This is a genomic window from Ruegeria sp. AM5 (genome assembly GCF_056540645.1).
In genome coordinates this window covers 173,225-197,338 of record NZ_JBQFXC010000003.1, presented here as the reverse complement: position 1 = coordinate 197,338, position 24,114 = coordinate 173,225, and the positions used below count along the sequence as shown (strand labels likewise).

The 24,114-nt window shown below is 57.6% G+C and carries 31 protein-coding genes and 3 tRNA genes; 19 read left to right on the top strand and 15 right to left on the bottom strand.

The genetic code is table 11. The features are described 5' to 3' along the window. The first annotated feature begins 7 nt into the window (after positions 1 to 7). The gene (gene proS / locus ACR0AH_RS10580) at positions 8 to 1,348 is read left to right on the top strand and encodes a proline--tRNA ligase (RefSeq protein WP_480591876.1); all 1,341 of its coding nucleotides are present in this window, start codon (positions 8 to 10) and stop codon (positions 1,346 to 1,348) included. A gap of 30 nt (positions 1,349 to 1,378) precedes the next feature. Here the strand turns inward: proS and ACR0AH_RS10575 are convergent, their stop codons facing one another. Then, a complete protein-coding gene (locus ACR0AH_RS10575) occupies positions 1,379 to 1,735 on the bottom strand; it encodes a hypothetical protein (protein ID WP_170563856.1) in 357 nt (118 codons plus the stop codon). A 392-nt stretch (positions 1,736 to 2,127) separates the two neighbouring features. Between ACR0AH_RS10575 and ACR0AH_RS10570 the strand changes: the two genes are divergently transcribed. Continuing rightward, positions 2,128 to 3,414 (top strand): lipoprotein-releasing ABC transporter permease subunit, encoded by a 1,287-nt coding sequence (locus ACR0AH_RS10570; protein WP_170512314.1) that lies wholly within the window; start codon positions 2,128 to 2,130, stop codon positions 3,412 to 3,414. After that, entirely contained in the window at positions 3,407 to 4,093 is a 687-nt protein-coding gene (locus ACR0AH_RS10565) for an ABC transporter ATP-binding protein (protein WP_170392116.1), read from the top strand. Before ACR0AH_RS10570 ends, ACR0AH_RS10565 begins: the two co-directional genes overlap by 8 nt. Here ACR0AH_RS10565 and ACR0AH_RS10560 read toward each other — a convergent pair. Further along, a complete protein-coding gene (locus ACR0AH_RS10560; protein WP_170512310.1) occupies positions 4,077 to 4,514 on the bottom strand; it encodes a DMT family transporter in 438 nt (145 codons plus the stop codon). The genes ACR0AH_RS10565 and ACR0AH_RS10560 overlap by 17 nt on opposite strands. 97 nt (positions 4,515 to 4,611) lie before the next feature. On the opposite strand from ACR0AH_RS10560, the gene ACR0AH_RS10555 reads away from it, so the two are divergent. After that, positions 4,612 to 5,019, top strand: a complete 408-nt coding sequence (locus ACR0AH_RS10555; protein WP_170512308.1) for a c-type cytochrome — start codon at positions 4,612 to 4,614, stop codon at positions 5,017 to 5,019. Between the two features lie 5 nt (positions 5,020 to 5,024). Here the strand turns inward: ACR0AH_RS10555 and ACR0AH_RS10550 are convergent, their stop codons facing one another. Next, positions 5,025 to 5,711, bottom strand: a complete 687-nt coding sequence (locus ACR0AH_RS10550; RefSeq protein ID WP_170392110.1) for a hypothetical protein — start codon at positions 5,709 to 5,711, stop codon at positions 5,025 to 5,027. Positions 5,712 to 5,753: 42 nt separating this feature from the next. Further along, positions 5,754 to 6,416: a DNA-3-methyladenine glycosylase I gene (locus ACR0AH_RS10545; protein WP_170732935.1), complete on the bottom strand. Its 663-nt coding sequence runs from the start codon at positions 6,414 to 6,416 to the stop codon at positions 5,754 to 5,756. A 334-nt stretch (positions 6,417 to 6,750) separates the two neighbouring features. Between ACR0AH_RS10545 and ACR0AH_RS10540 the strand changes: the two genes are divergently transcribed. The 6 genes from ACR0AH_RS10540 to ACR0AH_RS10515 all read left to right on the top strand — a co-directional run bounded on the left by ACR0AH_RS10540 (position 6,751) and on the right by ACR0AH_RS10515 (position 13,835). Continuing rightward, positions 6,751 to 7,701, top strand: a complete 951-nt coding sequence (locus ACR0AH_RS10540; protein ID WP_170392106.1) for an ABC transporter substrate-binding protein — start codon at positions 6,751 to 6,753, stop codon at positions 7,699 to 7,701. Positions 7,702 to 7,711: 10 nt separating this feature from the next. After that, entirely contained in the window at positions 7,712 to 8,761 is a 1,050-nt protein-coding gene (locus ACR0AH_RS10535) for a betaine/proline/choline family ABC transporter ATP-binding protein (RefSeq protein ID WP_170732934.1), read from the top strand. After that, positions 8,758 to 10,821 carry an ABC transporter permease subunit gene (locus ACR0AH_RS10530; protein ID WP_170401463.1) on the top strand — a complete coding sequence of 688 codons (2,064 nt, stop codon included), beginning with the start codon at positions 8,758 to 8,760 and terminating at the stop codon, positions 10,819 to 10,821. Before ACR0AH_RS10535 ends, ACR0AH_RS10530 begins: the two co-directional genes overlap by 4 nt. A gap of 105 nt (positions 10,822 to 10,926) precedes the next feature. Continuing rightward, positions 10,927 to 11,592, top strand: coding sequence for an NnrU family protein (locus ACR0AH_RS10525; RefSeq protein ID WP_480591872.1), 666 nt, complete (start codon positions 10,927 to 10,929; stop codon positions 11,590 to 11,592). Positions 11,593 to 11,667: 75 nt separating this feature from the next. Then, positions 11,668 to 12,204, top strand: a complete 537-nt coding sequence (locus ACR0AH_RS10520; RefSeq protein ID WP_170732932.1) for a DUF2478 domain-containing protein — start codon at positions 11,668 to 11,670, stop codon at positions 12,202 to 12,204. Between the two features lie 158 nt (positions 12,205 to 12,362). Beyond that, complete coding sequence (locus ACR0AH_RS10515) at positions 12,363 to 13,835, top strand: ArnT family glycosyltransferase (protein ID WP_480591869.1); 1,473 nt, start codon at positions 12,363 to 12,365, stop codon at positions 13,833 to 13,835. Positions 13,836 to 13,921: 86 nt separating this feature from the next. Here ACR0AH_RS10515 and ACR0AH_RS10510 read toward each other — a convergent pair. Then, positions 13,922 to 14,005, bottom strand: a tRNA-Tyr gene (locus tag ACR0AH_RS10510). Between the two features lie 116 nt (positions 14,006 to 14,121). Between ACR0AH_RS10510 and rlmB the strand changes: the two genes are divergently transcribed. The 5 genes from rlmB (at position 14,122) to ACR0AH_RS10485 (ending at position 17,029) form a co-directional block, all read left to right on the top strand. Then, positions 14,122 to 14,895: a 23S rRNA (guanosine(2251)-2'-O)-methyltransferase RlmB gene (gene rlmB, locus ACR0AH_RS10505; RefSeq protein WP_170512293.1), complete on the top strand. Its 774-nt coding sequence runs from the start codon at positions 14,122 to 14,124 to the stop codon at positions 14,893 to 14,895. A gap of 12 nt (positions 14,896 to 14,907) precedes the next feature. Then, the gene (locus tag ACR0AH_RS10500; protein ID WP_255612144.1) at positions 14,908 to 15,183 is read left to right on the top strand and encodes a hypothetical protein; all 276 of its coding nucleotides are present in this window, start codon (positions 14,908 to 14,910) and stop codon (positions 15,181 to 15,183) included. 175 nt (positions 15,184 to 15,358) lie between these two features. Beyond that, positions 15,359 to 15,730 carry a YHS domain-containing (seleno)protein gene (locus ACR0AH_RS10495; RefSeq protein WP_170735482.1) on the top strand — a complete coding sequence of 124 codons (372 nt, stop codon included), beginning with the start codon at positions 15,359 to 15,361 and terminating at the stop codon, positions 15,728 to 15,730. 291 nt (positions 15,731 to 16,021) lie between these two features. Continuing rightward, positions 16,022 to 16,492 carry a CoA-binding protein gene (locus ACR0AH_RS10490; protein ID WP_170392089.1) on the top strand — a complete coding sequence of 157 codons (471 nt, stop codon included), beginning with the start codon at positions 16,022 to 16,024 and terminating at the stop codon, positions 16,490 to 16,492. Between the two features lie 120 nt (positions 16,493 to 16,612). Then, complete coding sequence (locus ACR0AH_RS10485) at positions 16,613 to 17,029, top strand: VOC family protein (protein ID WP_170392087.1); 417 nt, start codon at positions 16,613 to 16,615, stop codon at positions 17,027 to 17,029. A 53-nt stretch (positions 17,030 to 17,082) separates the two neighbouring features. Here ACR0AH_RS10485 and ACR0AH_RS10480 read toward each other — a convergent pair whose 3' ends face one another. From ACR0AH_RS10480 to hisF, 3 genes are all read right to left on the bottom strand, one after another. Then, complete coding sequence (locus ACR0AH_RS10480) at positions 17,083 to 17,631, bottom strand: hypothetical protein (protein WP_170732927.1); 549 nt, start codon at positions 17,629 to 17,631, stop codon at positions 17,083 to 17,085. 69 nt (positions 17,632 to 17,700) lie between these two features. Then, positions 17,701 to 18,018 (bottom strand): phosphoribosyl-ATP diphosphatase, encoded by a 318-nt coding sequence (locus tag ACR0AH_RS10475; protein ID WP_170732926.1) that lies wholly within the window; start codon positions 18,016 to 18,018, stop codon positions 17,701 to 17,703. Beyond that, positions 18,015 to 18,776, bottom strand: coding sequence for an imidazole glycerol phosphate synthase subunit HisF (hisF, locus tag ACR0AH_RS10470; protein ID WP_480591865.1), 762 nt, complete (start codon positions 18,774 to 18,776; stop codon positions 18,015 to 18,017). Before hisF ends, ACR0AH_RS10475 begins: the two co-directional genes overlap by 4 nt. 120 nt (positions 18,777 to 18,896) lie before the next feature. Here hisF and ACR0AH_RS10465 point away from each other — a divergent pair, with 120 nt between their 5' ends. Then, entirely contained in the window at positions 18,897 to 19,343 is a 447-nt protein-coding gene (locus ACR0AH_RS10465; RefSeq protein WP_480439179.1) for a DUF302 domain-containing protein, read from the top strand. A 1-nt stretch (position 19,344) separates the two neighbouring features. On the opposite strand, the gene hisA is transcribed toward ACR0AH_RS10465, so the two are convergent. After that, a complete protein-coding gene (gene hisA, locus ACR0AH_RS10460) occupies positions 19,345 to 20,064 on the bottom strand; it encodes a 1-(5-phosphoribosyl)-5-[(5-phosphoribosylamino)methylideneamino]imidazole-4-carboxamide isomerase (protein ID WP_170392079.1) in 720 nt (239 codons plus the stop codon). Between the two features lie 134 nt (positions 20,065 to 20,198). On the opposite strand from hisA, the gene ACR0AH_RS10455 reads away from it, so the two are divergent. Next, entirely contained in the window at positions 20,199 to 20,600 is a 402-nt protein-coding gene (locus ACR0AH_RS10455) for a DUF2147 domain-containing protein (protein ID WP_170392077.1), read from the top strand. A 3-nt stretch (positions 20,601 to 20,603) separates the two neighbouring features. Here the strand turns inward: ACR0AH_RS10455 and hisH are convergent, their stop codons facing one another. Beyond that, entirely contained in the window at positions 20,604 to 21,242 is a 639-nt protein-coding gene (gene hisH, locus ACR0AH_RS10450; protein WP_480591862.1) for an imidazole glycerol phosphate synthase subunit HisH, read from the bottom strand. After that, positions 21,243 to 21,830 (bottom strand): imidazoleglycerol-phosphate dehydratase HisB, encoded by a 588-nt coding sequence (gene hisB, locus ACR0AH_RS10445; RefSeq protein ID WP_170563807.1) that lies wholly within the window; start codon positions 21,828 to 21,830, stop codon positions 21,243 to 21,245. A gap of 154 nt (positions 21,831 to 21,984) precedes the next feature. Here hisB and ACR0AH_RS10440 point away from each other — a divergent pair, with 154 nt between their 5' ends. Then, a complete protein-coding gene (locus ACR0AH_RS10440; protein WP_170325761.1) occupies positions 21,985 to 22,224 on the top strand; it encodes an Lrp/AsnC family transcriptional regulator in 240 nt (79 codons plus the stop codon). Here ACR0AH_RS10440 and ACR0AH_RS10435 read toward each other — a convergent pair. From ACR0AH_RS10435 to ACR0AH_RS10425, 3 genes are all read right to left on the bottom strand, one after another. Beyond that, complete coding sequence (locus ACR0AH_RS10435; RefSeq protein WP_170594744.1) at positions 22,221 to 23,087, bottom strand: GNAT family N-acetyltransferase; 867 nt, start codon at positions 23,085 to 23,087, stop codon at positions 22,221 to 22,223. The two genes, ACR0AH_RS10440 and ACR0AH_RS10435, sit on opposite strands and share 4 nt — an antisense overlap. A gap of 85 nt (positions 23,088 to 23,172) precedes the next feature. Beyond that, a tRNA-Gly gene (locus ACR0AH_RS10430) sits at positions 23,173 to 23,247 on the bottom strand. A 33-nt stretch (positions 23,248 to 23,280) separates the two neighbouring features. Continuing rightward, positions 23,281 to 23,355, bottom strand: a tRNA-Gly gene (locus tag ACR0AH_RS10425). A 148-nt stretch (positions 23,356 to 23,503) separates the two neighbouring features. Between ACR0AH_RS10425 and ACR0AH_RS10420 the strand changes: the two genes are divergently transcribed. Next, positions 23,504 to 23,656 carry a hypothetical protein gene (locus ACR0AH_RS10420; protein WP_170609401.1) on the top strand — a complete coding sequence of 51 codons (153 nt, stop codon included), beginning with the start codon at positions 23,504 to 23,506 and terminating at the stop codon, positions 23,654 to 23,656. A 6-nt stretch (positions 23,657 to 23,662) separates the two neighbouring features. Here the strand turns inward: ACR0AH_RS10420 and ACR0AH_RS10415 are convergent, their stop codons facing one another. Then, on the bottom strand, positions 23,663 to 24,046 hold the full coding sequence (locus ACR0AH_RS10415) for an MAPEG family protein (RefSeq protein WP_170401416.1): 384 nt from the start codon (positions 24,044 to 24,046) through the stop codon (positions 23,663 to 23,665). Positions 24,047 to 24,114: the final 68 nt, after the last annotated feature.

Below are 24,114 nucleotides of genomic sequence, written 5' to 3'. Positions count from 1 at the left end.
TTACGTTATGCGCCTCAGCCGTTACTTTCTGCCCGTTCTCAAGGAAAACCCCTCGGAGGCTCAGATCGTCAGCCACCGGCTGATGCTGCGTGCCGGGATGATCAAACAGGCCGCCGCCGGGATCTATTCCTGGTTGCCATTGGGCTTCAAAGTTCTACGCAAGCTGGAGAACATTGTGCATGAAGAGCAGGCGCGGGCTGGGCACATCGCGATCCAGATGCCGATTCTGCAATCAGCCGACCTGTGGCGCGAATCCGGTCGTTATGACGACTATGGCCAGGAAATGCTGCGCATGCAGGACCGCCACGGTCGCGATATGCTGTACACGCCAACCGCCGAGGAACTGGTGACCGACATCTTCCGCGGCCACGTGAGCAGCTACAAAGACCTGCCGCTGACGCTATATCAGATTCAGTGGAAGTTCCGCGATGAAATCCGCCCACGTTTCGGCGTGATGCGGGGGCGCGAGTTCTACATGAAGGACGGATACAATTTCGATCTGACCAAAGAAGACGCGCTGCACGCCTATAACCGCCACTTGGTCAGCTATCTGCGTACTTATGAGCGGATGGGTCTGCAAGCCATCCCGATGCGTGCTGATTCTGGACCTATCGGCGGTGACTACACGCATGAGTTCCTCGTACTGGCCGATACTGGCGAATCCGAGGTCTTTTATGACAGCGCGGTCACCGATCTGACCTTCGGCGATCGTGAGATCGACTATGATAACCGCGAACAGTGTCAGGCGATCCTCGAAGAGTTCACCTCTAAATACGCCCGCACGGACGAAACCCACGATGAAGCCCTGTTTGACCAAATCCCCGAAAACCGCCGCCGCGTGGCGCGTGGTATCGAAGTGGGGCAGATCTTTTATTTTGGCACCCAGTATTCCGAAGCTCTTGGAGCGACTGTGCAAGGCCCCGATGGCAAGCCGGTTCCGGTGCATATGGGCAGCCACGGCATCGGCGTTAGCCGCCTGATCGGTGCGATCATCGAAGCCAGCCATGACGATAAGGGCATCATTTGGCCCGAAGGCGTGACTCCATTCCATTGCGGCATTGTGAACTTGAAGCAAGGTGATGAAGAGGCGGACGCGGCGTGCGTTAAACTCTACAGCGCGTTGACTGCGCTGGGGCTTGAGCCGCTTTATGATGATCGGAATGAACGGGCAGGGGGCAAGTTTGCCACCATGGACCTGATCGGTCTGCCGTGGCGCATCACAGTGGGCCCGCGTGGTCTGAAGAACGGTGTGGTCGAACTCACCAGCCGCCGTACCGGCGAAAGTGAGGAACTCAGCCCCGAAGAGGCCGTCACCAAGATCGCAGAAATCTATGAGGGCATCGCCTGAACAAGGCGGTGCAACCTTCGGCGGTTTAGCTCAGGAAGCAGAGGTCGGACGTGCGGTCAGGAAATCGCCGTCCGCTTCGCTGCCGCGTGCGACCACGATCGGGCGACCAAAGCGGCGTACAAGTTCCGCCAGTTCGAAGCCCAGAAACCGCAATCCACAGACGCGTTCGTCAGTGGTGCGATCCGTGATACACAGCCGCCCCTGCCGGAAAGCAAGGCGATAGCCTTTGTCCCGCAGTATGTCGGCCAACCCGGCCCAGCTTGCTGCGCTTGTGAAAACTGGCCTGATCGCTGCCCGCAACAATGCGGCGCTTTCGCAATCCAGTTCTGTTGCTGCTGAACGGGCAGTAATCGGGCCCGTACCTTCCATATGTTCTTGAATACCCATGAGCGTGCCTCCGCCCTTAAACTCTTAAAATGTGTCCCCCACACAAATAGGGTGACAAAGTTTCTCACACTAATCAATTTGTGAAACAATATTTCGCACCTGAATGTTGCGATTGTGACTCAGTCGGGTGCTGATATCTCACATTGACTTCATAACTGAAACAATAAGCCCTTGTCTGTGAAGGGGTTCACAACCATTGGTATAATTTGCGGCCAGTGATTTCTCGCGCTGCCGCTGATGAGTTGGCGCTTGGGGCAAATGATTCGTTTCAAACTGTTCTTTTCGCCCCTTTATCGGGCGCAGTAACGCCGAACCGGTGTCCGCACGATAACTGGCTTGACCATCCGGCGAAATGTCGAAAGGGTCGCGAAAAATCTGAACCCGAGGCAGGAATGGCCAAATCTCCCCCGCCCTTTGCCCCTTTCGAATGGAAAATCGCCTGGCGATACCTCCGTGCCCGTAGGGCCGAAGGGGGCGTTAGCGTGATGACCTGGATCTCGCTGATCGGGATTACGCTCGCTGTGTTCGCTTTGATCGCGACGCTGGCTGTTCGGTCCGGATTCCGGTCAGAATTCGTGGGCACTATTCTTGGGGCCAACGCACATGTCACGGTTTATTCCGCCGGAGAAATCGATGCGCAGGGGCGGCTAGACCGTACCATCACGGATTTCGATGGAATGGCCGAGCGGATCGCGCAGGTGCCGGGGGTCGAACGGGCAGCACCGCTTGTCAAAGGTCAGGTGCTGATCACCAACGCGGACCGCAGTTCAGGCGTGCAGGTCTTTGGCATTCGTCCCGACGATCTGGCCGAGTTGCCAGGTATTGCAGAAAGCGAAGAGGCCTATGGTGACCTGTCCCGGTTCCCGGACGGCATCGCCATCGGCTCGGGCGTGGCGCGGGCCATCGGGGCGACGGTGGGGGATCGGGTCAAACTGACCTCGCCCAACGGTGTCAAAACCGCATTTGGCACATCTCCCCGCGTGAACGCTTATGAGGTGGTCTATGTCTTTTCTGCCGGGCGCTATGACATCGACCGCACGCGCGTCTACATGCCGTTTGCCGAGGCGCAAAGCTTCTTCAACCGTGAAGGCGTGGCGGACGAGATCGAAGTGATGGTTGAGCGCCCCGAAGAGTTGACCCCGATCCTGATTCCGATCCTTGAGGCCGCAGGTGAGCGCAGCCAGATCTGGACTTGGCAGGATGCCTCTGGAGGATTCCTGCGGGCGCTGGAGGTCGAAGACAATGTGATGTTCATCATCCTGTCGATCCTCGTGCTGATTGCAGCAATGAACATCGTCTCGGGGTTGATCATGCTGGTGAAGAACAAAGGGCGCGACATCGGTATCTTACGCACCATCGGGCTCAGCGAAGGATCAGTGCTGCGGGTGTTCTTCATTTGCGGGGCCTTTACGGGAATCATCGGAACAGCGATGGGCGTCGTACTGGGCTGCCTCTTCGCTATCTATATCGATCCGATTTTTTCCTTCGTGAACTACGTCATGGGTGGCGGCGTCTGGGACCCGTCCATTCGCGGCATCTACGCATTGCCCGCCGAATTGCACCTGTCTGACGTCATGAAAGCGATAGGGCTGTCACTTGGCCTGTCTTTCCTTGTCACCTATTTCCCGGCTCGTCGCGCAGCGCGGCTGAACCCGGTTGAGGCGCTGCGCTATGAGTGATGTGACTTTAAGGCTCAGCGGTCTGACCAAGACCTATCTGCAAGGCACCCCAGGAGAGGTGCAGGTTCTGCGCGGTGCCGATCTGGAGCTGCGCGCGGGTGAGGCTGTGGCATTGGTTGCGCCATCCGGGGCGGGCAAGTCGACCCTGCTGCATATCGCGGGCCTGCTGGATATCCCGGATACCGGCGAAGTCGAAGTCGCAGGGCAGGGCGCGACGGGCAAAGGGGATCGCACGCGCACAGCGATCCGTCGGCGCGATGTTGGCTTCGTCTATCAGTTCCACCATCTGTTGCCTGAGTTTACGGCGCTGGAGAACATCGTGTTGCCGCAACTGGCAAACGGTGCTTCCGAGAAAGCAGCGCAAGCCCGTGCGATGCAGTTGCTTGATCGCGTTGGCGTCGCTCCGCGCGCAGATCACCGGCCAGCAGCCTTGTCGGGCGGAGAGCAACAGCGCGTGGCCTTCTGCCGGGCACTGGCAAATCAGCCACGTGTGCTGCTGGCGGATGAGCCAACCGGCAATCTGGACCCCGATACCTCGGATCAGGTGTTTGCGGCCCTTATGGCGCTGGTGCGGGATGAAGGGCTTTCGGCGCTGATCGCGACGCATAACCTTGATCTGGCGGCGCGGATGGACCGGATGTTGCGGCTGGAAGGGGGCGTGCTCAGGCCAGCTGAGTGATGGCGACCCCGATTGCCATTACTGCAATGCCTCCTGCCCGCATGAACGTCAGCGGCGTAACCTGAGCGCCGAACAGACCGAAATGGTCAATCGCAGCTGTGCTGATCAACTGGCCGAGCAAGACGAAAAACACCGCATTGCCCACGCCAAAATGTGGGGCCACATGGGTGATTGATAGCACATAGAAGGCGATTAATACGCCGCCCAGCAGCAGATGTTTGGGGGCTTGGGTGAGTTTGGCAAAGGCATCGGATCCACCGAGTACCAACAGCGCCAGCGCTGAAGCGACAAAGGCGATCGCGAACAGGACGACGGCGGCCGCATTGGGTGAGCCGATCAACCTGCCCAAGGCTGCATTCAGAGCGGCGAGGATGGGAACGCCGATCCCGGCGGCCAGCATGATGGCTGCGTATTGTGTCATTGCCTTTTGTCCCTGCGCCTATTTCGTTGATCTGGATCATTGCGCCAGCGTGAACTCCCGGCAAGTCTCGATTTGCCAGGCAGGAGGGAGAAAAGTGATGATCCGATCAATACTTGGCGCAGGCGCGCTGACTGTACTTACCATGATACCACAGGCCTCTTCAGCTCAGGACGTGGAGACCGGGGCCGAGCTGTATCAGCACTATTGCGCTACCTGTCATGGGTTGGATGCAACGGGGCATGGGCCAATGGCCGGGGTGCTGGTGATCCAGCCAACAAACCTGAGAACGCTGGCCGATGCAAATGGTGTATTTCCGACAGCGCGCGTCGTGGCGCGGATTGACGGGCGCGAACCGTTGGTCAGCCATGGCAGCCCGATGCCGGTTTATGGCCCCTATTTCGAAGGTAACGACACCGCGATCAAATCGCCGGAAGGGCAGCCTATCCTGACCAGCAAGCCAATCGTGGATCTAGTGGCGTACCTGAAGACCCTGCAAGTGAACTAAAAAGCTCAGCGACAGATGCCATTAATCTCTGCGCCCGCCCAGGGTATCAGGACGGAGCTTTCGCGCCTGTTACCGGGCAATTTCGAGACTTCGAATTGGGCGCTTAGCATATCGTGCAGACGCTTGGTTCGAGGTGCGTCGGGGTCGAGCGCCCGGCAGCAAACATATTCCTCGACGATGGCGCCCTGCTGTTCGTAGCCATAGGCCAGAAAATCGGGCGAAGTATCAAGGTCGAACAGGTAAGGATCGTCCTTCCGGCCATGCTCTGCCGCAGCGCGGAACGGGTGATAACCAGTTGTCTTGCGATTTTGCCACTGCCAGACATGGGTTAATTCATGCGCAAGCAACATTGCCCCGATCAGGTTCACCTGATCGGGGTACTGGCTCATGTAGTCGTCCAGATACCAGTCCTTCGTGAAGTATACATGATTGAACAGCGCAACGCCCGCGGGTTTGCCGGTCACGGTTTCCTCTTTGACAGGTGGTAAGATTCGTTCACGGCAGGCAACCCGAGGGCGGGCTTTGCGGGTAAATGTAACCGCTGCGACGGGGGCACCCTCTACCAATCGCACACGATCCAGATTCAATGTGTCTCCGTGGATTTTACTGACAAATGCGCGCTCGTGATCGGTTAGAGGTCGACCACAGGCTACACATAGAAACAGCAATGAAATCAACAGGGGGCGGATCATAGCATTAAGCCTAATGCGGCAGCTCGGCGCTGCAAGTCGTTTTCAAAGGCTCATCGCTAGAACCCGGCTGATTTCCGTCAGCGATCGCCCGGATTGTTCCATCCATATATTGAACGCGGCCTGCACAGCGGCCATTGCTTTTTTGGAGGTTGCAGGTTTGTCGATAACGCCCTCAGCGATCAGACGAGCTGTTACATCTTGGGACAGAATAAAGCTGTCCCGTCCGGCAAACCGCATAGCATACTGCGCCGAAGCACCGCCAAGCCGCGATCCGCGCTTGGCGAGCATCTGTAGCAAGCCGACATAATCCTGTGATGGCCACCCGCCCAGAATTTGCCCGACGCCACCTTCCGCGCGGAGTTCCAGCAGAAACGCGGCATTGTCGCGCACTGTGGCAATCTTGGTTCCGTTGCGGACAATGCGGGTGTCCTGCAGCAGTGCGTCGAATTTCTCGTCATCCATGAATGCGCAGCGTCCAATGTCGAAGCCGTCAAATGCCGTTTCGAATCCGTCCCACTTCGATTCGATCACTTTCCAGTTAAACCCTGCCTGGAACACGGTTTTCGTAATAAGCGATAACCAGCGATCATCTGACATCGCCACCAATTCGGCGATTGGTTTAGGCTTGCTTAGCTTGCTTTCCAGTTCGGCGGGGCCGCCGTGGCGATCAGCCGATATCTGGTAGATCTTTTCAAAGTGACGCATCTCCCAGACCCTCCCTTATCCAGATGCTGCCTTATTAAGAAGATTTGACAAGGCAAATCAGATCTTGAGATGAAGCGCGTGTTTTATATTGACTAGTCAATCAATATCTTTGACGGTTCCGAACTGACGGTGTTAAGTGTGTGTATTGCCGAGTGGAGCAGCAGGGATGGGTCGTGGTTTAACGCTAGATGAAGCGCGTCGGACCCGGAACAACTGTTCCCTTTCCTTTTTCGGCTAAACTTGTGCATGTTGCGAAATGTGCTGTGACCACAAATGATCCTGGGCGGGCTCGATATCGCCATGGGGCAAACGTAAAAAACAGGGAGTTGTTGTTATGAAAAAGCTAAGCGTAAGCTTTTTGGCTATCGCAGTGGCCGGGGCGGCCCATGCCGCAGATATGGGCGCGGTCGATGAACCGATCAAGCTGGCGATCAACGAATGGACCGGTCAACATGTGACCACCCATGTGGCAGGTGAGATGCTGAAGGCCGCCGGTTATAACGTAGAATACGTGACCGCCGGGATGATGAATCAGTTCCAGGCGTTGGCCGATGGGGACATTGACGCGACATTGGAAATCTGGTCGTCCAACGTGTCCGACGAATACGCCAAGAAGATCGACGAAGGCACCGTTGTTGAAATCGGCGATCTGGGGCTTGATGCCAAGGAAGGCATTGCCTACCCGGCACATGTAGCGGAGCTGTGCCCGGGCCTGCCTGCGTGGGAAGCGCTGAAAGAGTGTGCGCAAGTTTTTGCTACGGCTGAAACTCTGCCCGGTGGCCGTCTGGTCGATTACCCAGCGGATTGGGGTACGCCCGGCGCGGATCGTATGACCGGTCTTGAATTGCCGTTCAAAGCGGTCCCCGCGGGTTCCGAGGGCGCTTTGATCGCCGAATTGCGCGCCTCGACCGAGCGCAAGTCGCCGTTGCTGATCACCTTCTGGCAGCCACATTGGGCGATGTCGGCATATGACGTACAGTTTGTCGAACTGCCTGCAGGCGAAGAGGCGTGCTTTAACGATCCGTCTTGGGGCCCGAACCCCAACGCAGTGAATGATTGCGATTTCTCGCCGTCACGTATCTTCAAGGCCGGTTGGAGCGGCATGGCAGACAAGTGGCCCGCTGCCTATGAAATCCTGACTAACTATCAGCTTTCGGTCGAAGACCAGCAGCCAATGATGGGGGCGATCGACGTAGATGGTGGCGCGGTCGAAGAAGTCGTCGCGGCATGGATGGCCGAGAATGAAGACAAATGGCGCCCCGTCGTTGACGCGGCAACGCAGTGAGTCCGCTTAAGTGACTGAAGCGAATACGCCAGCCATCGCCTGCCAGAATCTCTGGCAGGTGTTTGGCCAAGGTGCCGACAAAGCTCTGACCGACGCGCTGTCTCGGTCAGGGAGTGACGCTGACAAAGCCGCCGCCGATTTGCGCGAACTGGGGTTTATCCCTGCTGTTCAGGATGCCAATTTCGAGGTCAAAGAAGGCGAGCTTTTTGTCATCATGGGTCTGTCCGGCTCGGGCAAATCGACGCTGATTCGTTGCATTTCGCAACTTCTGCCCGGTACGGGCGGCGAGATCCGTGTGGATGGCGAGAATGTCGTCGGTGCATCCAAGAAAACCCTGACTGAACTAAGGCGCAAGAAGCTGGGCATGGTTTTCCAGCATTTTGGCCTGTTCCCTCATATGACCGTGGCTGAAAACGTGGCTTATCCGCTACGTGTGCAAGGCGTCGGCAAAAAGGAACGTTTGGCGCGTGCGCAGGAAGTAATCTCGCTGGTCGGCCTGGAAGGCCGCGAAGATAGCTTTCCTCGGCAGCTTTCGGGTGGTCAACGCCAACGCGTGGGGATCGCGCGCAGCCTTGCGGTGAATCCCGATATCTGGTTTCTGGACGAGCCGTTCTCGGCCCTTGATCCTTTGATCCGCCGCCAGCTGCAGGATGAATTCCTACGCATCCAGGCGACGTTGAAGAAATCCATCGTCTTTATCACTCACGACATTCAAGAGGCGCTGAAACTGGCCGACCGCATCGCCATTATGCGCGATGGCAAAATCGTTCAGATCGGCACGCCGACGGATATCGTGCTGCGTCCGGTAGACGACTACGTGCGCGAATTTTCTAAGGACGTGGCCAAAGGCCAGCATGCCAAGGTTGCTTCGGTCATGCGTGATGATGCTGAGCGTGGGCCGGATGATCCGGGCTTGACCACATCCATGACGCTCGACGCGGCGCTCGCACATTGCATGGAGCTGTATGAACCCGTGCCCGTCCGCGATGCAGACGGCAATATTGTCGGTACGGTTCATCCGTCCGATCTCGCCGCAGCCCTGCAGGTGGATGAAGCATGACCGCTGTGACGGATATCCCCGCGCGGCAGGCCCGCCTGACGGCTGGGGCGCAGGCCGCGCTGATTACCCTTGTCGTTGGTGCGGTTTGCCTTGCGCTGGAAGGCGTTGCCCCATGGCTGATCACATGGCCCAAAGAATGGGAACTGCCTGCAACGCAATGGGTTGGGGCGTTTCTCGACTGGTTTCTGAATGGCATTAAACCGGCGATGCGGTTGTTTTCGGACCTGATGACGTATCCGATGAATGCTGCAAACTACGTGCTCGGCAGCACGCCCTGGCCGATCTTGATTGGGGTCGTCACTGCGCTGGGTTGGTATCTGGGCGGTTTGCCGATGGCTGCGCTGGGGTTCTTTGGCCTCAGCTTCGTTCTGGCTTCAGGCTATTGGGCCGAGAGCATGAATACGCTGGCCCTTGTCGCCGTGTCTGTCCCCGTGGCGCTGATTATGGGCGGGGCTATCGGTATTCTTGCCAATGAAGTGCCACGTGTGAAGGCCTTTGTTCAGGCAGTACTGGACATCATGCAAACGGTGCCGACCTTTGCCTATCTGACGCCGCTGCTGCTTCTGTTTGGCTTCGGTCCGGTGGTCGGCCTGATCGCTTCGGCCATCTACGCCGCGCCACCTATGGCTCGCAACGTTATGCTGGGGCTGGAACGGGTAGAGCCCGAAATCAAAGAAGCTGCGATCATGTCCGGCGGGACGCGCTGGCAGCAGCTCTTTCAGGTCGAAATTCCTGCTGCCACGACTCAGATCATGGTTGGTGTGAACCAATGCCTGATGGCCGCCCTGTCGATGGTGATCATCGCTGCGGTCATCGGCGGCTTCAACGACATCGGCTGGGAAGTCCTTTTGACCATGCGCAAGGCGCAGTTCGGTGAATCCCTCATGGCCGGTCTGGTCATCGTTGTCTTCGCAGTGATCATCGACAGGATGAGCGGCACTTTGGCGACCGAGCGCAAGCGATATGACAGCCGCGTTGTCTGGGCGATGCTGGGCTTTGCAGTGCTATTTACCGCTGCCTTCTGGTCCCGGTTGCCGAACCCGTCTGACCTTACAGTTCTGGACCCGATGGCCGAGGCGATTGACACCGGCCTGACCTCATTTACGCAGGCTAACGGGCCTTGGCTGGACGCACTCAAGAACAACTCTCTGTTCTATGTGTTGTTGCCCTTGCGGATCGGTCTGGACCAGGCTGTACTACCGTTCACCTGGGGGTTCCAGTGGACCCCGAGCATGAGCTGGGGTCTGTTCGCCGCTGGTGCGGCTATCGCTCTGCTGATGACATGGCGCGGGCATCTGACCGGTGGACTGATCGTTCTTATCCTGATCGGAATGCTGGAAACCGGCATATCAAACCTGCCTTGGCCGTTTGTCTTGACGGGCGCGGCTGCGCTGGGTTGGGTCGCGGGTGGCTGGCGTCTTGCGGCGCTGTCGGTTGGGCTGCTGTGTACCATCCTCGTTTCAGGCCTGTGGGAGCGGGCACTCCTGTCGCTCTACCTCAGCGGTGCCGCAGTGTTTTCCTGCGCAGTAGTCGGAGGGCTGATCGGTCTTGCCAGCGCAGTTTGGGGGCCGGTCTGGAAAGTGGTTCGCCCGATCTGTGATATGCTGCAGACGATCCCACTGTTTGTGTTCCTGATCCCGGTTCTGATGGTGTTTCAGATCGGTGAGTTCTCGGCCTTCCTGGCGATCTGCGCCTACGCCATCGTCCCGATGATCCGCTACACGCGACACGGGCTGGTCAACACACCCGAGGAAATGATGGAAGCCGCAATCTCCAGCGGCGCGACCGAGTGGCAGATCATGCGCGACGTCCGCGCGCCCTATGCCGCACCGACCATCCTACTGGGGCTGAACCAGACCATCCTCTATGCCTTCGCCATGCTGGTGATAGCGGCACTGATCGGGACAACCGGTCTGGGCCAGTCGATTTATCTGGCGCTGGGGCAGGCGGATGTGGGGCTTGGCATCTCGGCCGGTGCCGCCATGGCTATTTTAGCACTGATCGCTGATCGTATGGTGCAGGGTTTTGCCGAGGAACGCCGCAAGGCGCTGGGCCTGTAAGACAGGGCAGGGGCGGGTAACCGCCCCTTTGCCCTCACTTGATTTCGGACAAAGACCAGCGCGCTGTCACGGCCTAAACCGGGCGCAACACGTTCGGAGATTACGATGACTGGTTGGGGCCTCTTCCTCGCAGCACTTGCCACATTCCTTCTTAGCCACGTGATTCCAGCACGCCCAGCAGTGCGCGGCTGGCTGATCGGTACGATGGGAAAGCGCGCATATTTCGCCAGCTATTCAATGATTTCGCTAGCAGTTTTGGCCTGGTTGATCATCGCCGCCGCAAATGCACCCTATGTCGAAGTGATCCCGCCGCTTCCAATCTTTCGCTGGGTGCCTTTGCTGGTCATGCCTATAGTCTGCTGGTTGGCCATTGCGGGCCTGTCGATCCGGAACCCGTTCTCATTCGGAGGGCTGGGGCACCGTCCGTTCGATCCCGAAAACCCTGGAATCCTGCGCACGACGCGTCATCCGATACTTGTGGCGTTGATGCTATGGGCTTTGGCGCATCTCTTGGCCAATGGAAGCCTGTCGCATGTCATCCTGTTCGGCTTGTTTGCTGGCTTTGCGTTGATGGGCATGGCGCTCATTGATCACCGCACCGCGCGCAATTTGGGGACGGAATGGGTGCGCCTTTCCCGCAATACCGCGCGCCTGTCACTCAGCGCGCCCCGCCCTTGGCCCAGCCTTTGGGTCTGGTTGACTGCTTTGGCTTCTTACGCGGTTCTCCTCCACCTGCACGCATCGGTGATCGGGCTTTCTCCGTTGCCTTGATGGATGAAGGTGGTCGGACAAGCCGACGCGTGCTATCTGAAACGTCATCGACTGAAATCTGAGGTCCAAAAAAAAATGCATCTGGCCTATGTAACGACAACCGATCGCGGTGCGACTGACCGCCTGCTTAGCGAATTTGCGGATGGTCTTGTGCAGGCCGGAACACCGATTGCCGGGGTTGTGCAGACCAACACCGAATGTGCCGACGGATATAAATGCGATATGGATCTGAAAGTCATTCCGACCGGGGAAACCATTCGCATCTCACAATCCCTTGGCAAGAACGCTCGGGGTTGCCGTCTGGATCCGGCTGAATTGGAACGGGCCGTCGGCCTCGTGACGCGGTCGCTTGAGGATGGCCCTCAATTGCTGATCATCAACAAGTTCGGAAAGCACGAGGCGGACGGGCGGGGCTTTCGCCCGATTATCGCCGACGCTCTTGAACGTGAAATTCCCGTCTTGGTGGGCGTCAATCAGTTGAACATTGAAAAGTTTCAGGAATTCGCCGGCGGCATAGCCGAGGCGCTTGGCCCCGATGTCAGCAGTCTGACTGAGTGGTTTGACAAAATATCCCAAACTGACGTTCAACCCGCCGCGGCATCTGGCGGCTGAAGCCCAGGCATCCATCTGCTGAGCTGCGCGCATTGTTTCACGCGCCCAACTGCCGCAAAAATGGTGGACTTGAGCCCACACATCGGGTCTAGCTTCGGTCAAAGTTGCAATCCGGCGGCCAGATATCCTGGGCGAGTGCCGACGAAATGGGCTTATCCATGATCGAAGATCAGTGCGTCTCAGATGAGCGATCTCTGGAAACCGCTTGCGGGGTCGATGACCCGGCAGCGAAGCAATCCCGTCTCGATGGGTTGATGTCGACAGATCGCTTCTGGTTAAGCATAGTAACGGCTTACTTTCTGCTTCATGTCGTATTGCGAGTTGCAACCGGCGGCGCGCTTGGTCTGGATGAGGCTGAGATACTTCTTGATGCGCGCCGCTTGGAATGGGGCTACGGCCCGCAACTGCCACTTTATGCCTGGCTGCAATGGGGCATCTTTCAGATAACCGGTCCCGGCATATTAGGGCTGTCACTGCTGAAGAACGGGATGCTGCTGGCGACGGTTGTCGCGCTGTACCTGACCATACGAACCCGTCATGCGCCACTGTGGGCAGGGCTGTCGGTCCTGTCACTTCTGATGCTCTATCAGTTTAGTTGGGAGGCGCAACGCGCGCTGACGCATACCGTTCTGGCCAATCTCTGCTCGGTTCTGACCTTCGCGGTGATTTGGGGGCTAATTCGCAAACCGACGACTTGGGGATTCGTCTTGCTGGGCGTAGTCGTGGCAATGGGAAGTTTGTCAAAATACAACTATGCGATCGCGCTGCTGGCCATGTTGCTGGCGGCTTTCAGTGCATCTGAGACGGGCAAGCCTCTCTGGTCGCCTCGACTGCTGCTTTCGTTGGGTGTCGCCGCATTGCTTGTCACACCACCGATGCTATGGGTTCTGAACAATCCCGAACACGCATTTGCAAGCGCGCGCAAGTTGGACATGAGCAGCGATGGCCCAACCACATTGATCGCGCTGCAAGGCTTGGTTGAGTTGGCCTTGGCGTCGGCTGGGTTTGTATCGCTCTTGCTAATCGTCCTGGGTGTTCTCTGGTTGGTCTACCTCAGACAAGGGGTGGCCGCCAAAGGCGATGATCTGAGGCGATTGATGACGCGTACTCTGGTCTGGGCGTTGTTACTTATGGCGGCTGTAGTGCTTGTGAGCGGAAGCACCAACGTAAAGGATCGCTGGCTGCAACCGATATTGATTTATGCCGGCCCCGTGCTGTGTTTGTGTTTGTTACCGAGTGCAGGTCGTAAAGGCGTAAGGCGATTTGCCCAGGTCAGCGCCGTTCTGGCGGTGTTTATTGGACTGGCGATGCTGCATCACAATCTGGCAGGGGATGCCAAACGTGCGGCCCCTTTCGCTACTTTGACCTCTGAGATAATCGCGCAAACAACGCCCGAAAGTGCAATTGTTGCTGACAATTGGATTTCCGGAAACATGGCCTATTTTGCGCCCAATCATCCTGTTTACAGCGATCGGGACCCGCGCGCGCCAAATGCTGCTCTTCGGGTTTGGGAATCGGCTCGAAATGTCCCGAAGGACGTCGACCCAGCACAGGTGAAAACCTTGGTTGCGCCATACCGCTTTGACAACAACGAAGAGATGACGCTGTCATTTGGACCTGTGACGCAATAGCGCGGGGACCATGGCAACTGACAGCGCGCGGTGCAATCAAACAGATATCGGCCTGAACGAATGGCCCAAATTTATCGGTGAGTAAGTGGTGGGCGACCCTGGAATCGAACCAGGCGTGCGTCTCCGCGAGGGAGTTACAGTCCCCTGCCACACCTTGCGGCCTGTCGCCCACTGTCAGGCGTTGCACCTGACGTGGAGGCGTGATTACTAGCGCGTCTAAAGGGCGTCAACAGGAAAATACCGCTTTGACGCAGGAAACCGAATTCCCGGCCCGGAGGCCCGTATTATGAAGAAACCAAAGTGGGTCGTTGAGAAGGAACAGGCGCGCAAAGCGGCTGCGGCAGAAACCGTCTGGCTGTTCGGTTTACACGCCGTACGCGACGCGCTGATGAACCCGAAACGGCAGAAGCTGCGCCTGATTGTGACGCGCAATGCCCGCGACAAACTGCTGGAAGCTATTGAATTTGCGGAGATTGTACCCGAGATGGTTGATCCGCGAAAATTCACCGCACCGATTGATCCGGGATCGGTTCATCAGGGCGCGGCACTTGAGGTCAAGCCGCTGGAATGGGGTGGGCTTGCCGACAATTGTATTGGGCAGGAAAACCCACGTGTGCTGCTGCTGGACCGGGTGACAGACCCACATAACGTCGGGGCGATTCTACGCTCGGCAGAAGTGCTGGGCGCCAGCGCCGTCATTGGCACCCGCCACCATTCAGCGCCCGAGACCGGCGCTTTGGCAAAAACTGCCAGCGGCGCGTTGGAACGACAACCCTATCTACGCGTGCGCAATTTGGCCGATACGATCATCGAGCTGCAGAACATGGGGTATTTAGTCCTGGGTCTGGATGGTGAGGCCGAACAGACGATAGAAGCCACGCTGGGTGACAAGCGTGATCGCCCGGTGGCGCTGGTGCTTGGGGCCGAGGGGCCTGGGTTGCGGCAGAAAACCAAAGAAACCGTCGATCAATTGGTAAAAATTGACGCGGCGGGGGGATTTGGTTCTCTAAACGTCTCAAATGCCGCGGCTATCGCACTATATGCATCCAAACCCAGATGACAGGAGGCCCCCATATCCACTCCACATAAAATTGCCACCTGCTGCTATTGCGGTACCCGTGCCGCATTGGTTCTTCGGGGAAAGCAACAGCACGAGCTGAGTTGCGCAAGCTGCGGCGCACCCCTGCATAATCTCAAGATGGTGCCAAAAGCCAAACTGGCAGATCGGCCGATCAAAAGTTACCAGCCGGCACAGAAGCACAAAAAATACAAAAAGAAGAAAAAGCGGGGCCTGTTCTCAAAGGTGTTGGACGAAGCCTGGGACGTGATCGAAGACGTTTTCGATTAACAACCGCACGCCCGTTCACATCGGCGTCATGGGGGTTTCAGATACGGTTTGAAATATGCATCTTGAAGCCCTCTAACCGCAATCCAGTGAATCACCTATGTTGTCTCGACGTTCCTTCTTGATCAGTCTCTCTTGTACCCCGTTTGCCTCTGTCGTCGGTGCGCAGGAAATGCCCATGTTCTACGTGGACGATGGGATGGCGGTCTCAGGCTATGATGCGGTTTCTTATTTCAAGGCTGGAGCACCAGAGTTGGGTCAGCCCGACATAGCGCTGATGTGGAAGGGTGCGATTTGGCGGTTTGCGTCAGAGGAAAATCGCGATCGATTTGAACGCAATCCGCGCGCCTATGCCCCGCAGTTTGGTGGTTACTGCGCCTATGCGATGGCGAAAGGTCTGCTAAGCAGTACCGATCCCAAGGCATGGCAGATTGTGGATGGGCGGTTATATCTGACCCACTCGGAAGCGATCGAACGTATCTGGGAACGCGATGTCACCAATTACATCCGCGAGGCCGAGGGGCATTGGCCTGCGGTTCTTTACCAATAAAACCTATTGCTCTTGGCTTAAGATCGGCGCGCGGCTTATGTAACGAGCCGTTCTGACCATGATCGCCGAAGGAAATGCGCACGGTCCCATTCGGCGACATTCCGCCTTTTGTGATGTGTCATCACAAAAATGCGCGCGACCTCTTTTTTTTAGAAAACTCATGCTTAAATGTCACAGTGGCCGCGGAATGGAACTGCCGCGGGTCATTTCACTGTCCCTCGTTCCAACAACTGGCGCTCAGGAGTTTCCTGGGCGCTTTTTTCTTTGCATGCGCTTGCTTATGGTGTGCTCATGAATGACTACTCCGACGATGTTCTGACCCAAATCCTTAGGCGCACCAAAGTGGTTGCGGTGGTTGGGGTTTCAATGAACCCGGTGCGGCCCAGCTATTACGTGGCGCGTTATCTGTCGCTCAAGGGATATCGGGTGATCCCGGTCAATCCGGGCCATGCAGGCAAGATGCTGTTTGGCCAGACGGTGCAGGCTTCGCTGTCCGATATTCCCGAGCCCGTCGATATGGTTGACATCTTTCGCCGCTCCGAGGCCGTGCCACCCATTGTCGACGAGGCGCTGGATGCGTTTCCCGACTTGCGCACCATCTGGATGCAGATCGGAGTTGAACATGCCGAGGCCGCTGCTAAAGCGCAGGCCCGCGATATCGACGTAGTCATGAACCGCTGCCCCAAGATCGAATATCAGCGCTTGTTTGGCGAACTGCGTATGGGTGGGTTTGCGACTGGAGTGATTTCGTCCAAGCTGTGACGGCCCTGACGTTTGTGTCTACGTCCCGGCCTGAATTGAACAGAAATGGTGCATTTGTTGAGGGGGAGGTCCAATTGACCTATACCCATTCAGCAAACCAATAAGACAGGACCATGCGGAATGATTGCTTATGTGACTGTTGGTGTTGACGATATCACGCGTGCCGAGCGGTTTTATTCGGCGTTCCTGCCCGCCCTTGGTTATGCGTTGGAGCGGTATCACGGAGACTTGAGCTATGCGCTGCCAGTGCCGCCGGGGCAATCCCCGGTTCAGCCCGAGTTCTATGTAAAATCACCCTTTGATGGAGGCGCGGCTTCGGCTGGCAACGGGTCCATGGTGGCGTTTGAGGCGCGCACCCAACAGCAGGTTCGCGACCTTCACGCCGCTGCGCTTGCCGCAGGCGGGTCTGACGAAGGCCAGCCGGGCTTTCGCGCCTCGTATGGTCCGAATTTCTATGTCGGCTATCTGCGCGATCCTCAGGGCAACAAAATCGCGCTGTTTTCCAGCAATCCAAACGAGCCGGGGCGCGACGGGTAACGCTTTCGTCGGGTCGCTATGGCGCTTCGATCACTGCCCGCAGAAGCTCAGTCTCACGGGCTGGATGTTTGTTCCTGTCGCCGCTTTTCCAGAACCACTTCGCGTGGAACCCACTCGTAACGGGTGTCCTCAACCAGGGGCGACCAGAATAGCACTCCGCCATAGCGCCAGGGATCCAAGACAACGCCTTCGTACATGCTCTCTCCCTTGCGGCTGATAATGGCAGTGCTGTGGTCGATGCGGAACGGGTTATCCGCGTTGGCGATGGCGCGGTGCATTTCCAGAGTGCGGAACTGCTCCTGATCCAGTCGCCGCTCAATATCTTCAGCCCAGTGCCAGCACAGACCACGCGGACGCAGACCCTTGTTGACCTTGGCGTTGTGGACAAGCGGAGGGTCGGTGATCTCGTATTCCTGCGCCAGTTGCGCAGTATAGGCATAGGCGATGCGGGCGGCGCGGGTGGCCTCTTCCGGGTCGATATCGGGGCCGAGGCTTTGGATTTCAGCCGCCAGCCGCTGGACCTCATCTCCGGAAGACGGGGGAGGGGTGGCACAGGCGGCGAGGGTGGCAAGCGCTGCCGCGAACACCAAAGCTCTGATCATCTGCGCGTCCTTTGCCTCAATGCACCCGAAGCCGCAGTATAGCGGGCCGGGTCATCGCACGAAACCCGCTTAGTCTTTTGGTCGGGATGCCTTTTCCGTGATGCCGCTGGTGCCCTGTCGACGGGCCAGTTCGCCGAGCACATCATCCAGCGCAACATCGCGCGCAGCCAGCATCACTAGCAGGTGATAAAGCACATCAGCCGCCTCGGAGGTCAGTTTTCCCCTGTCCCCTTTGGCGGCTTCGATGATTGCTTCAATGGCTTCTTCGCCGAATTTCTCGGCACATTTCTCGGGACCTTTGGCCAACAGCTTGGCGGTCCAGCTGCTATCAGGATCAGTACCCTTGCGCGCCTCAATCGTGGCGGCAAGATCGTGCAGAATGCTCATGTCAGCCTCATCGGAATGCCAGCGGCGGCCATATGCTCCTTGGCCTCCTGGATGGTGTATTCGCCGAAATGGAAGATCGAGGCTGCGAGAACGGCGCTGGCCCCACCATTAGTCACACCTTCGACCAGATGATCCAGATTGCCCACGCCGCCGCTCGCGATGACCGGCACTTCCACCGCGTCACTGATCGCTCGGGTCAGGGGCAGGTTGAACCCGGCCTTGGTACCATCACGGTCCATTGAGGTCAGCAGGATTTCCCCCGCGCCCTTGGCAACAACGGTTTTAGCAAATTCAACCGCGTCAATGCCTGTTGGTTTGCGCCCGCCATGAGTAAATATCTCCCACTTGCCGGGGCTGACGGTCTTGGCGTCAATGGCGCAGACAATGCACTGGCTGCCGAACTGGTCCGCAGCCTCGGCAATCACATCCGGATTCGCGACGGCGGCCGAGTTAAAGCTGACCTTATCAGCCCCCGCCAGCAACAGGGCCCGCACGTCATCTTTGGTGCGCACGCCACCACCTACAGTCAGAGGCACAAAGCACTGCTCTGCCGTGCGTTGGACCACATCGAACATCGTGCCGCGGTTCTCATGCGTCGCATGGATGTCCAGAAAGCAGATCTCATCCGCTCCGGCGGCGTCGTATGCCTTGGCCGATTCCACGGGGTCACCAGCATCGCGTAGGCCAACGAAATTCACACCTTTGACCACACGGCCATCGGCGACATCCAAACAGGGAATGATGCGGGTTTTCAGCATGGGCTTTCCTTTGCTCGGGGCACCTGTACCGGCAAAGCCCCGCCGATGCCAGACTTGTGATTGTGATCTGTCGCGAAGCCATGGAAATTAGGGGTGAAATTTATGAAAAGGATTACGCAGATGCGACAACTTCTTTTGGCTTCAATTCTCACATTCGGAGGCGCTCTGTCCGCCATGGCTGACGACATCATCAAAGTGGAAACCAACAAATCCGTGGCCGAGGCGCTGGACGCGCTGGAAGCCGCCGTGGGTAATGCGGGCGCCACCGTGTTTGCCCGCGTGGATCACGCGGCGGGGGCGGAAAAGGTCGGAACGCCGATCCCGGCCAATCAGGTGCTGATTTTCGGCAACCCGGCTCTGGGCACTCCCGCCATGCAGATCGACCCGCGCGCGGGGCTATTCTTGCCGCTGAAGGTGCAGGCCTACGAAGACGCAAATGGACAGGTCTGGCTGGCTTATGAAGACCCGAAAGAGACGATGGACGAGCTCGACGAGGTCGAGAAATCCCCTGTCATTGAAAAGATGCGCGGTGCTCTGGCGAAACTGACTGCCGCAGCTGCTCAATAACTCAGTTCAGGGCGCGAATGGCCTCTTTCAGGTCAATCGCGCCATCATAGAGCGCGCGGCCAGAGATCGCGCCGTTCAACTCGACGCCACAATCGCGCAGGGCGATCAGGTCGTCCAGTGAGCTGACGCCGCCCGAGGCAATCACCGGAATCGAAACCGCCTGCGCGAGCGCCGCCGTGGCTTCGATATTCGGACCCTGCATCACACCGTCGCGGTTGATGTCTGTATATATGATCGCTGCCACGCCAGCGTCCTCGAAACTGTGCGCCAGATCGGTGACCTGTACGTCGGTCTCTTCGGCCCAGCCCTTGGTGGCAACCATGCCGTTTCGTGCATCTATACCGACGGCTACCTTGCCCGGGAAGGCTTTGGCAGCTTCGCGCACCAGATCTGGGTTTTCGACTGCAACGGTGCCCAGAATCACCCGCGCCAGACCTTTTTCGATCCAGGTCTCGATTGTGGCCATGTCCCGGATACCACCACCCAGCTGAGCGGGCACATCACAGGCTTTCAGAATTGCCTCAACGGGTGCCGCATTAACAGGCTCCCCGGCAAAAGCACCGTTCAGATCAACCAGATGCAGCCACTCGCAACCAGCCTCGACAAAGGCGCGGGCCTGCGCAGCAGGGTCTTCGTTAAAGACCGTCGCCTTATCCATTTCACCACGCAGCAGGCGCACGGCGTTGCCGTCTTTCAGATCGATGGCGGGGTAGAGGATCATGTCGGGCGGCCCTATATCACTGTTACACGCGCGGGATATCGCACAGGCAGGGCAGGGGCGCAACGCGACGCTAAGTCATTCTTGCCCGGTGCCGAACGGCAGGTCAGACTGACCGGAAAGACAGGGAGATAACCATGAAGACATATTCTCTTGCAGCGGTCTTCGCTGCGATGGCCACCACCGCCTTTGCTGCCGATCCGGTAGACGGGCTGTGGAAGACCGCTCCGGGCGATACGGGCGGCTATTTGCATGTGTCGATTTCGGAATGTGGCAGCGCCATCTGCGGAACTATCGACAGCGCATTTGATGCCCAAGGCAACCAACAGCTGGAGTACGAAAACCTTGGCAAGCAAATCATCTGGGACATGATCCCCGAGGGTGACGGCAGCTATGACGACGGCAAAATCTGGGCCCCGGATCGCGACAAAACCTATAGTTCGAAAATGACACTGGACAGCCAGAACAAACTGACCGTTAAGGGATGTGCCGTTGGGGGTCTGGTCTGCCGGGGTCAGGTCTGGACACGGGTTCAGTAAATCTCAGGGCTTCCAGGTCAGGAAATTGCCGATCATCCGCAGGCCAACGTCTTGGCTTTTCTCAGGGTGAAACTGCATCCCAACCATAGTGTCGCGGCCAATCACGGCCGTGACCTCTTGCCCGTAGCCCACATAGGCCAACCGTTGCGCCGGATCCGTCACCCGGAAGTGGTAGGAGTGCACAAAATAGGCATGATCGCCTGATTTTATCCCGTCAAAGACCGGATGGCCGCTTTCCAGAATCAGATCGTTCCAGCCCATATGTGGCACCTTGAGCGCGCTGTCCGAGGGTTCAATCTTCACAACATCACCGGCAACCCAGCCGAGACCATCGGTCGCGGAGTATTCATGACCCTTGGTCGCCATCAGCTGCATTCCGACGCAGATGCCCAGAAACGGGCGGCCTTTCTGCTCAACGGCTTCAACCATAGAGTCATAGATGCCTTTGTGGCCGCGCAACTCGGCGGCGCATGCCGGGAAAGCGCCATCACCGGGCAGAACCAATCGATCAGCCCGCGCGACAACATCTGCATCCGATGTCACGACGACCTCGCCCGCATCCAGTTCGCGGGCCATCCGTTGAAACGCCTTCTCCGCCGAGTGCAGGTTACCGCTCTCGTAGTCAATGATGGCTGTCAGCATCTACAGCGCGCCCTTAGTCGAGGGAATCGCATCCGCCTTGCGTGGGTCGGTTTCGACCGCATCGCGCAAAGCACGGGCAACGGCCTTGAAGGCGGCCTCGGCAATGTGGTGGCTGTTGAAACCATGCAACTGATCGATATGCAGGGTGATCCCGCCATGGGTGCTGAGCGCCTGAAAGAACTCGCGCACCAGCTCGGTGTCGAATGTGCCAATCTTTTGCGTCGGTAGATCCACGTTCCAGATCAAGAACGGACGGCTCGAGAGATCCAGCGCACAACGCACCTGTGCGTCATCCATCGGCAGGTGGCATTCTCCGTACCGACGAATACCTTTTTTATCCCCTAGCGCCTGCGTCAGTGCCTGACCCAGCGCAATCCCGGTGTCTTCGACCGTGTGGTGGTCGTCGATGTGGTAATCACCCTTGGCACGGATCGTCATGTTGATCAGCGAATGCCGCGCCAATTGATCCAGCATGTGGTCAAAGAACCCGACGCCGGTCTGGTTGTCATACTGGCCGGTGCCGTCCAGATTGACCTCGACCGAAATCTCGGTTTCGGCGGTCTGACGGCTGATCTTAGCGCTGCGCATGGGCGAATTCCTTTTGCTACAGGCGCGCTTATAGACCCGGATGGGCGACCTATCCAGACCGCTTTAAGCCTTCGTCGCAAACTGTTGCAGGGGATTGCACCCGGACGCGGCCCGTGCCAGCCTGCGGGCAACACGAACCAACAAGGCCCGGCCCATGTCCACCTGCGTTTTCATCCAGATCCGTTGTAAACCCGGCACCACTTACAAAGTCGCCGAAGAGATCGCGCTGCGTGAAATCCATTCCGAATTGTATTCCACAAGCGGCGAATACGACCTGCTGCTGAAGCTCTACATCCCCGAAACCGAGGATGTGGGCCATTTCATCAACGAAAACCTGCTGGTGATTCCCAATATCGAACGCTCGCTGACCACGATGACGTTCAAGGCGTTCTAACCCAGTTCAAACGTCGTGATGCCATATATCCGGTCAAGGTCGATGTCCGGCGCGTGACTGGAATACATACGCCCCGTTTCAAATACCTTGGTCAGCCCCAACTGTTTGGCCAATTCCATGGCTTGTGCGTTTGGATTAGGCTTGTCGATGAATACCTCGGCCTTTGCCTGATCGGCGGGTAGCGTCGTCAGAAGGGAAACCAAAAGCGCCTGCGCGATTTGTGGATTGTCGGCAAACAGAGGCCCGACCTTGTACCCGCTCAGGCAGCGCCGCAACGTTGCATAGCCTTTGATCCGCCCATTTTCCTCAAACACCCGCGAAACGTGGCTGGGTGCCTCCAACCAGCCGCGCAAGAACGTGTCGCGCGCGGCGGGGAACAGGCCTCGGTCATACGACTTTAGATCATCGGTTAGTGCGTTGATTGGACGAACCCGAGTGTCCTCCACGCGACCCAGGGCATCCAGGATGCCGCCGACGGTGCCCGCGAATCGATAATTGTCATACGCCAGTTCAAAACCGAATTTCCGATAGTTGTCCTGCTGTTCGACCACACCATCCATGCCCATGTTACGATCCTGGCAATGTGCCTTGACCGCTTCGGCGACCTGCAATCCGTATCCCGAGCCGCGAAACTCGGGACGCACGATGTAGAAGCCAAGAAATGCGTAGGCATCATCGTAGTTCACGGCGGATGCGGACGCGATCATCTGGCCGTCCAGGAAACCGCCCTTGAACCCTTCGGGGTCCGAACTGCGAAAACAGACCGCGTCGTGCAGCCCGGGGTTCCAGCCTTCCTGACCCGCCCAATCAACGGCGGTTTGAAGTTCGTCTGCTGTTAAGGCGCGAATGACGTAATCGGGCATATCCGCATCTCCGTCGTAATTTCATGTGCAGCAAAGATGCCGCAGCAATCGCGAAAGAGCCAGCATGTTCGGAGAGTTTGGTATCTGGAGCGGGCGAGGCGATTCGAACGCCCGACCCTAACCTTGGCAAGGTTATGCTCTACCCCTGAGCTACGCCCGCATCAGATACTTATATGGTCCGTAGACCTCTCAATGGAGCGGGCGAGGCGATTCGAACGCCCGACCCTAACCTTGGCAAGGTTATGCTCTACCCCTGAGCTACGCCCGCGCCGTTGAGTGAGGAGGGATGTATAAATTCCCAAACGAGGCTGCAAGCGGAAAAACACAAAATACAGCAAAAATCTTTCGACGGAAATTCGGGGCTGCGGTGTTCAAGAGATATAGCAATGAACGAAATAAGGGATTGGGCAGAGGAAATGAAAGATATTGCAGACATTAAAATGGCGGCATTGGCGGCGCTGATTGTTCTTACCACCGTGATCTACAGTCAGAGCGATGAAACACTGGCAGAGGCGCAGCCTAGCCTCCCGCATGCTCCTTTGATCGAGACGCAGGTTTTGACGGGCTAAACGTTCTCATACAGCCAGAACAAGATTCGCCATGGCCGCCAGCAATATGGCCGTAAAGGTCAGACCCATTCCGATCTGGCGCAGGATGATGATCTGTGGGGTCTTGCCAAAACCATAAGCGTGCAGAAGCCTGCCTGCCAAAAGTAACATCCCCAGCAGGTTCACAAGCCAGCCGCCAGCATCTTGCAGTTCGACCATGGCGATAAGCAGCAAAGCAAAGGGAGCGTATTCGGCGCAGTTCGCATGCGTTCGCATTGCCTTGATCATGGCCTTGTCGCCATGATCCCCGACCGATATTTTGCCCACCCGGCGTTGCCGAATGACATTCACGCTGAGTGCGACGTACAGAAATGCGATCAACGCGGCGTAGATCGGGGTGATGGTCAGCATGCGGCCTCCTGATGTTGAAAGGGCCGCCCGGTTCCCCGAACGGCCCTTATTAGCTTAGAAGGCTAAAC

What these genes read in the sequence shown, in the direction of transcription:
- proS (WP_480591876.1), top strand. Translation starts at nt 8, where the DNA reads ATGCGCCTCAGCCGTTACTTTCTGCCCGTTCTCAAGGAAAACCCCTCG.
- hisA (WP_170392079.1), bottom strand. Translation starts at nt 20,064, where the DNA reads ATGATCCTCTACCCCGCCATCGATCTGAAAGACGGCAACGCCGTGCGC.
- ACR0AH_RS10550 (WP_170392110.1), bottom strand. Translation starts at nt 5,711, where the DNA reads ATGATCCGCCCCCTGTTGATTTCATTGCTGTTTCTATGTGTAGCCTGT.
- ACR0AH_RS10525 (WP_480591872.1), top strand. Translation starts at nt 10,927, where the DNA reads ATGACTGGTTGGGGCCTCTTCCTCGCAGCACTTGCCACATTCCTTCTT.
- ACR0AH_RS10435 (WP_170594744.1), bottom strand. Translation starts at nt 23,087, where the DNA reads ATGCCCGATTACGTCATTCGCGCCTTAACAGCAGACGAACTTCAAACC.
- rlmB (WP_170512293.1), top strand. Translation starts at nt 14,122, where the DNA reads ATGAAGAAACCAAAGTGGGTCGTTGAGAAGGAACAGGCGCGCAAAGCG.
- ACR0AH_RS10570 (WP_170512314.1), top strand. Translation starts at nt 2,128, where the DNA reads ATGGCCAAATCTCCCCCGCCCTTTGCCCCTTTCGAATGGAAAATCGCC.
- ACR0AH_RS10540 (WP_170392106.1), top strand. Translation starts at nt 6,751, where the DNA reads ATGAAAAAGCTAAGCGTAAGCTTTTTGGCTATCGCAGTGGCCGGGGCG.
- ACR0AH_RS10420 (WP_170609401.1), top strand. Translation starts at nt 23,504, where the DNA reads ATGAAAGATATTGCAGACATTAAAATGGCGGCATTGGCGGCGCTGATT.
- hisH (WP_480591862.1), bottom strand. Translation starts at nt 21,242, where the DNA reads ATGCTGACAGCCATCATTGACTACGAGAGCGGTAACCTGCACTCGGCG.
- hisB (WP_170563807.1), bottom strand. Translation starts at nt 21,830, where the DNA reads ATGCGCAGCGCTAAGATCAGCCGTCAGACCGCCGAAACCGAGATTTCG.
- ACR0AH_RS10495 (WP_170735482.1), top strand. Translation starts at nt 15,359, where the DNA reads ATGTTCTACGTGGACGATGGGATGGCGGTCTCAGGCTATGATGCGGTT.
- ACR0AH_RS10465 (WP_480439179.1), top strand. Translation starts at nt 18,897, where the DNA reads ATGCGACAACTTCTTTTGGCTTCAATTCTCACATTCGGAGGCGCTCTG.
- ACR0AH_RS10515 (WP_480591869.1), top strand. Translation starts at nt 12,363, where the DNA reads ATGATCGAAGATCAGTGCGTCTCAGATGAGCGATCTCTGGAAACCGCT.
- ACR0AH_RS10555 (WP_170512308.1), top strand. Translation starts at nt 4,612, where the DNA reads ATGATCCGATCAATACTTGGCGCAGGCGCGCTGACTGTACTTACCATG.
- ACR0AH_RS10440 (WP_170325761.1), top strand. Translation starts at nt 21,985, where the DNA reads ATGTCCACCTGCGTTTTCATCCAGATCCGTTGTAAACCCGGCACCACT.
- ACR0AH_RS10455 (WP_170392077.1), top strand. Translation starts at nt 20,199, where the DNA reads ATGAAGACATATTCTCTTGCAGCGGTCTTCGCTGCGATGGCCACCACC.
- ACR0AH_RS10475 (WP_170732926.1), bottom strand. Translation starts at nt 18,018, where the DNA reads ATGAGCATTCTGCACGATCTTGCCGCCACGATTGAGGCGCGCAAGGGT.
- ACR0AH_RS10575 (WP_170563856.1), bottom strand. Translation starts at nt 1,735, where the DNA reads ATGGGTATTCAAGAACATATGGAAGGTACGGGCCCGATTACTGCCCGT.
- ACR0AH_RS10565 (WP_170392116.1), top strand. Translation starts at nt 3,407, where the DNA reads ATGAGTGATGTGACTTTAAGGCTCAGCGGTCTGACCAAGACCTATCTG.
- ACR0AH_RS10415 (WP_170401416.1), bottom strand. Translation starts at nt 24,046, where the DNA reads ATGCTGACCATCACCCCGATCTACGCCGCGTTGATCGCATTTCTGTAC.
- ACR0AH_RS10520 (WP_170732932.1), top strand. Translation starts at nt 11,668, where the DNA reads ATGCATCTGGCCTATGTAACGACAACCGATCGCGGTGCGACTGACCGC.
- ACR0AH_RS10490 (WP_170392089.1), top strand. Translation starts at nt 16,022, where the DNA reads ATGAATGACTACTCCGACGATGTTCTGACCCAAATCCTTAGGCGCACC.
- hisF (WP_480591865.1), bottom strand. Translation starts at nt 18,776, where the DNA reads ATGCTGAAAACCCGCATCATTCCCTGTTTGGATGTCGCCGATGGCCGT.
- ACR0AH_RS10480 (WP_170732927.1), bottom strand. Translation starts at nt 17,631, where the DNA reads ATGATCAGAGCTTTGGTGTTCGCGGCAGCGCTTGCCACCCTCGCCGCC.
- ACR0AH_RS10530 (WP_170401463.1), top strand. Translation starts at nt 8,758, where the DNA reads ATGACCGCTGTGACGGATATCCCCGCGCGGCAGGCCCGCCTGACGGCT.
- ACR0AH_RS10560 (WP_170512310.1), bottom strand. Translation starts at nt 4,514, where the DNA reads ATGACACAATACGCAGCCATCATGCTGGCCGCCGGGATCGGCGTTCCC.
- ACR0AH_RS10485 (WP_170392087.1), top strand. Translation starts at nt 16,613, where the DNA reads ATGATTGCTTATGTGACTGTTGGTGTTGACGATATCACGCGTGCCGAG.
- ACR0AH_RS10545 (WP_170732935.1), bottom strand. Translation starts at nt 6,416, where the DNA reads ATGCGTCACTTTGAAAAGATCTACCAGATATCGGCTGATCGCCACGGC.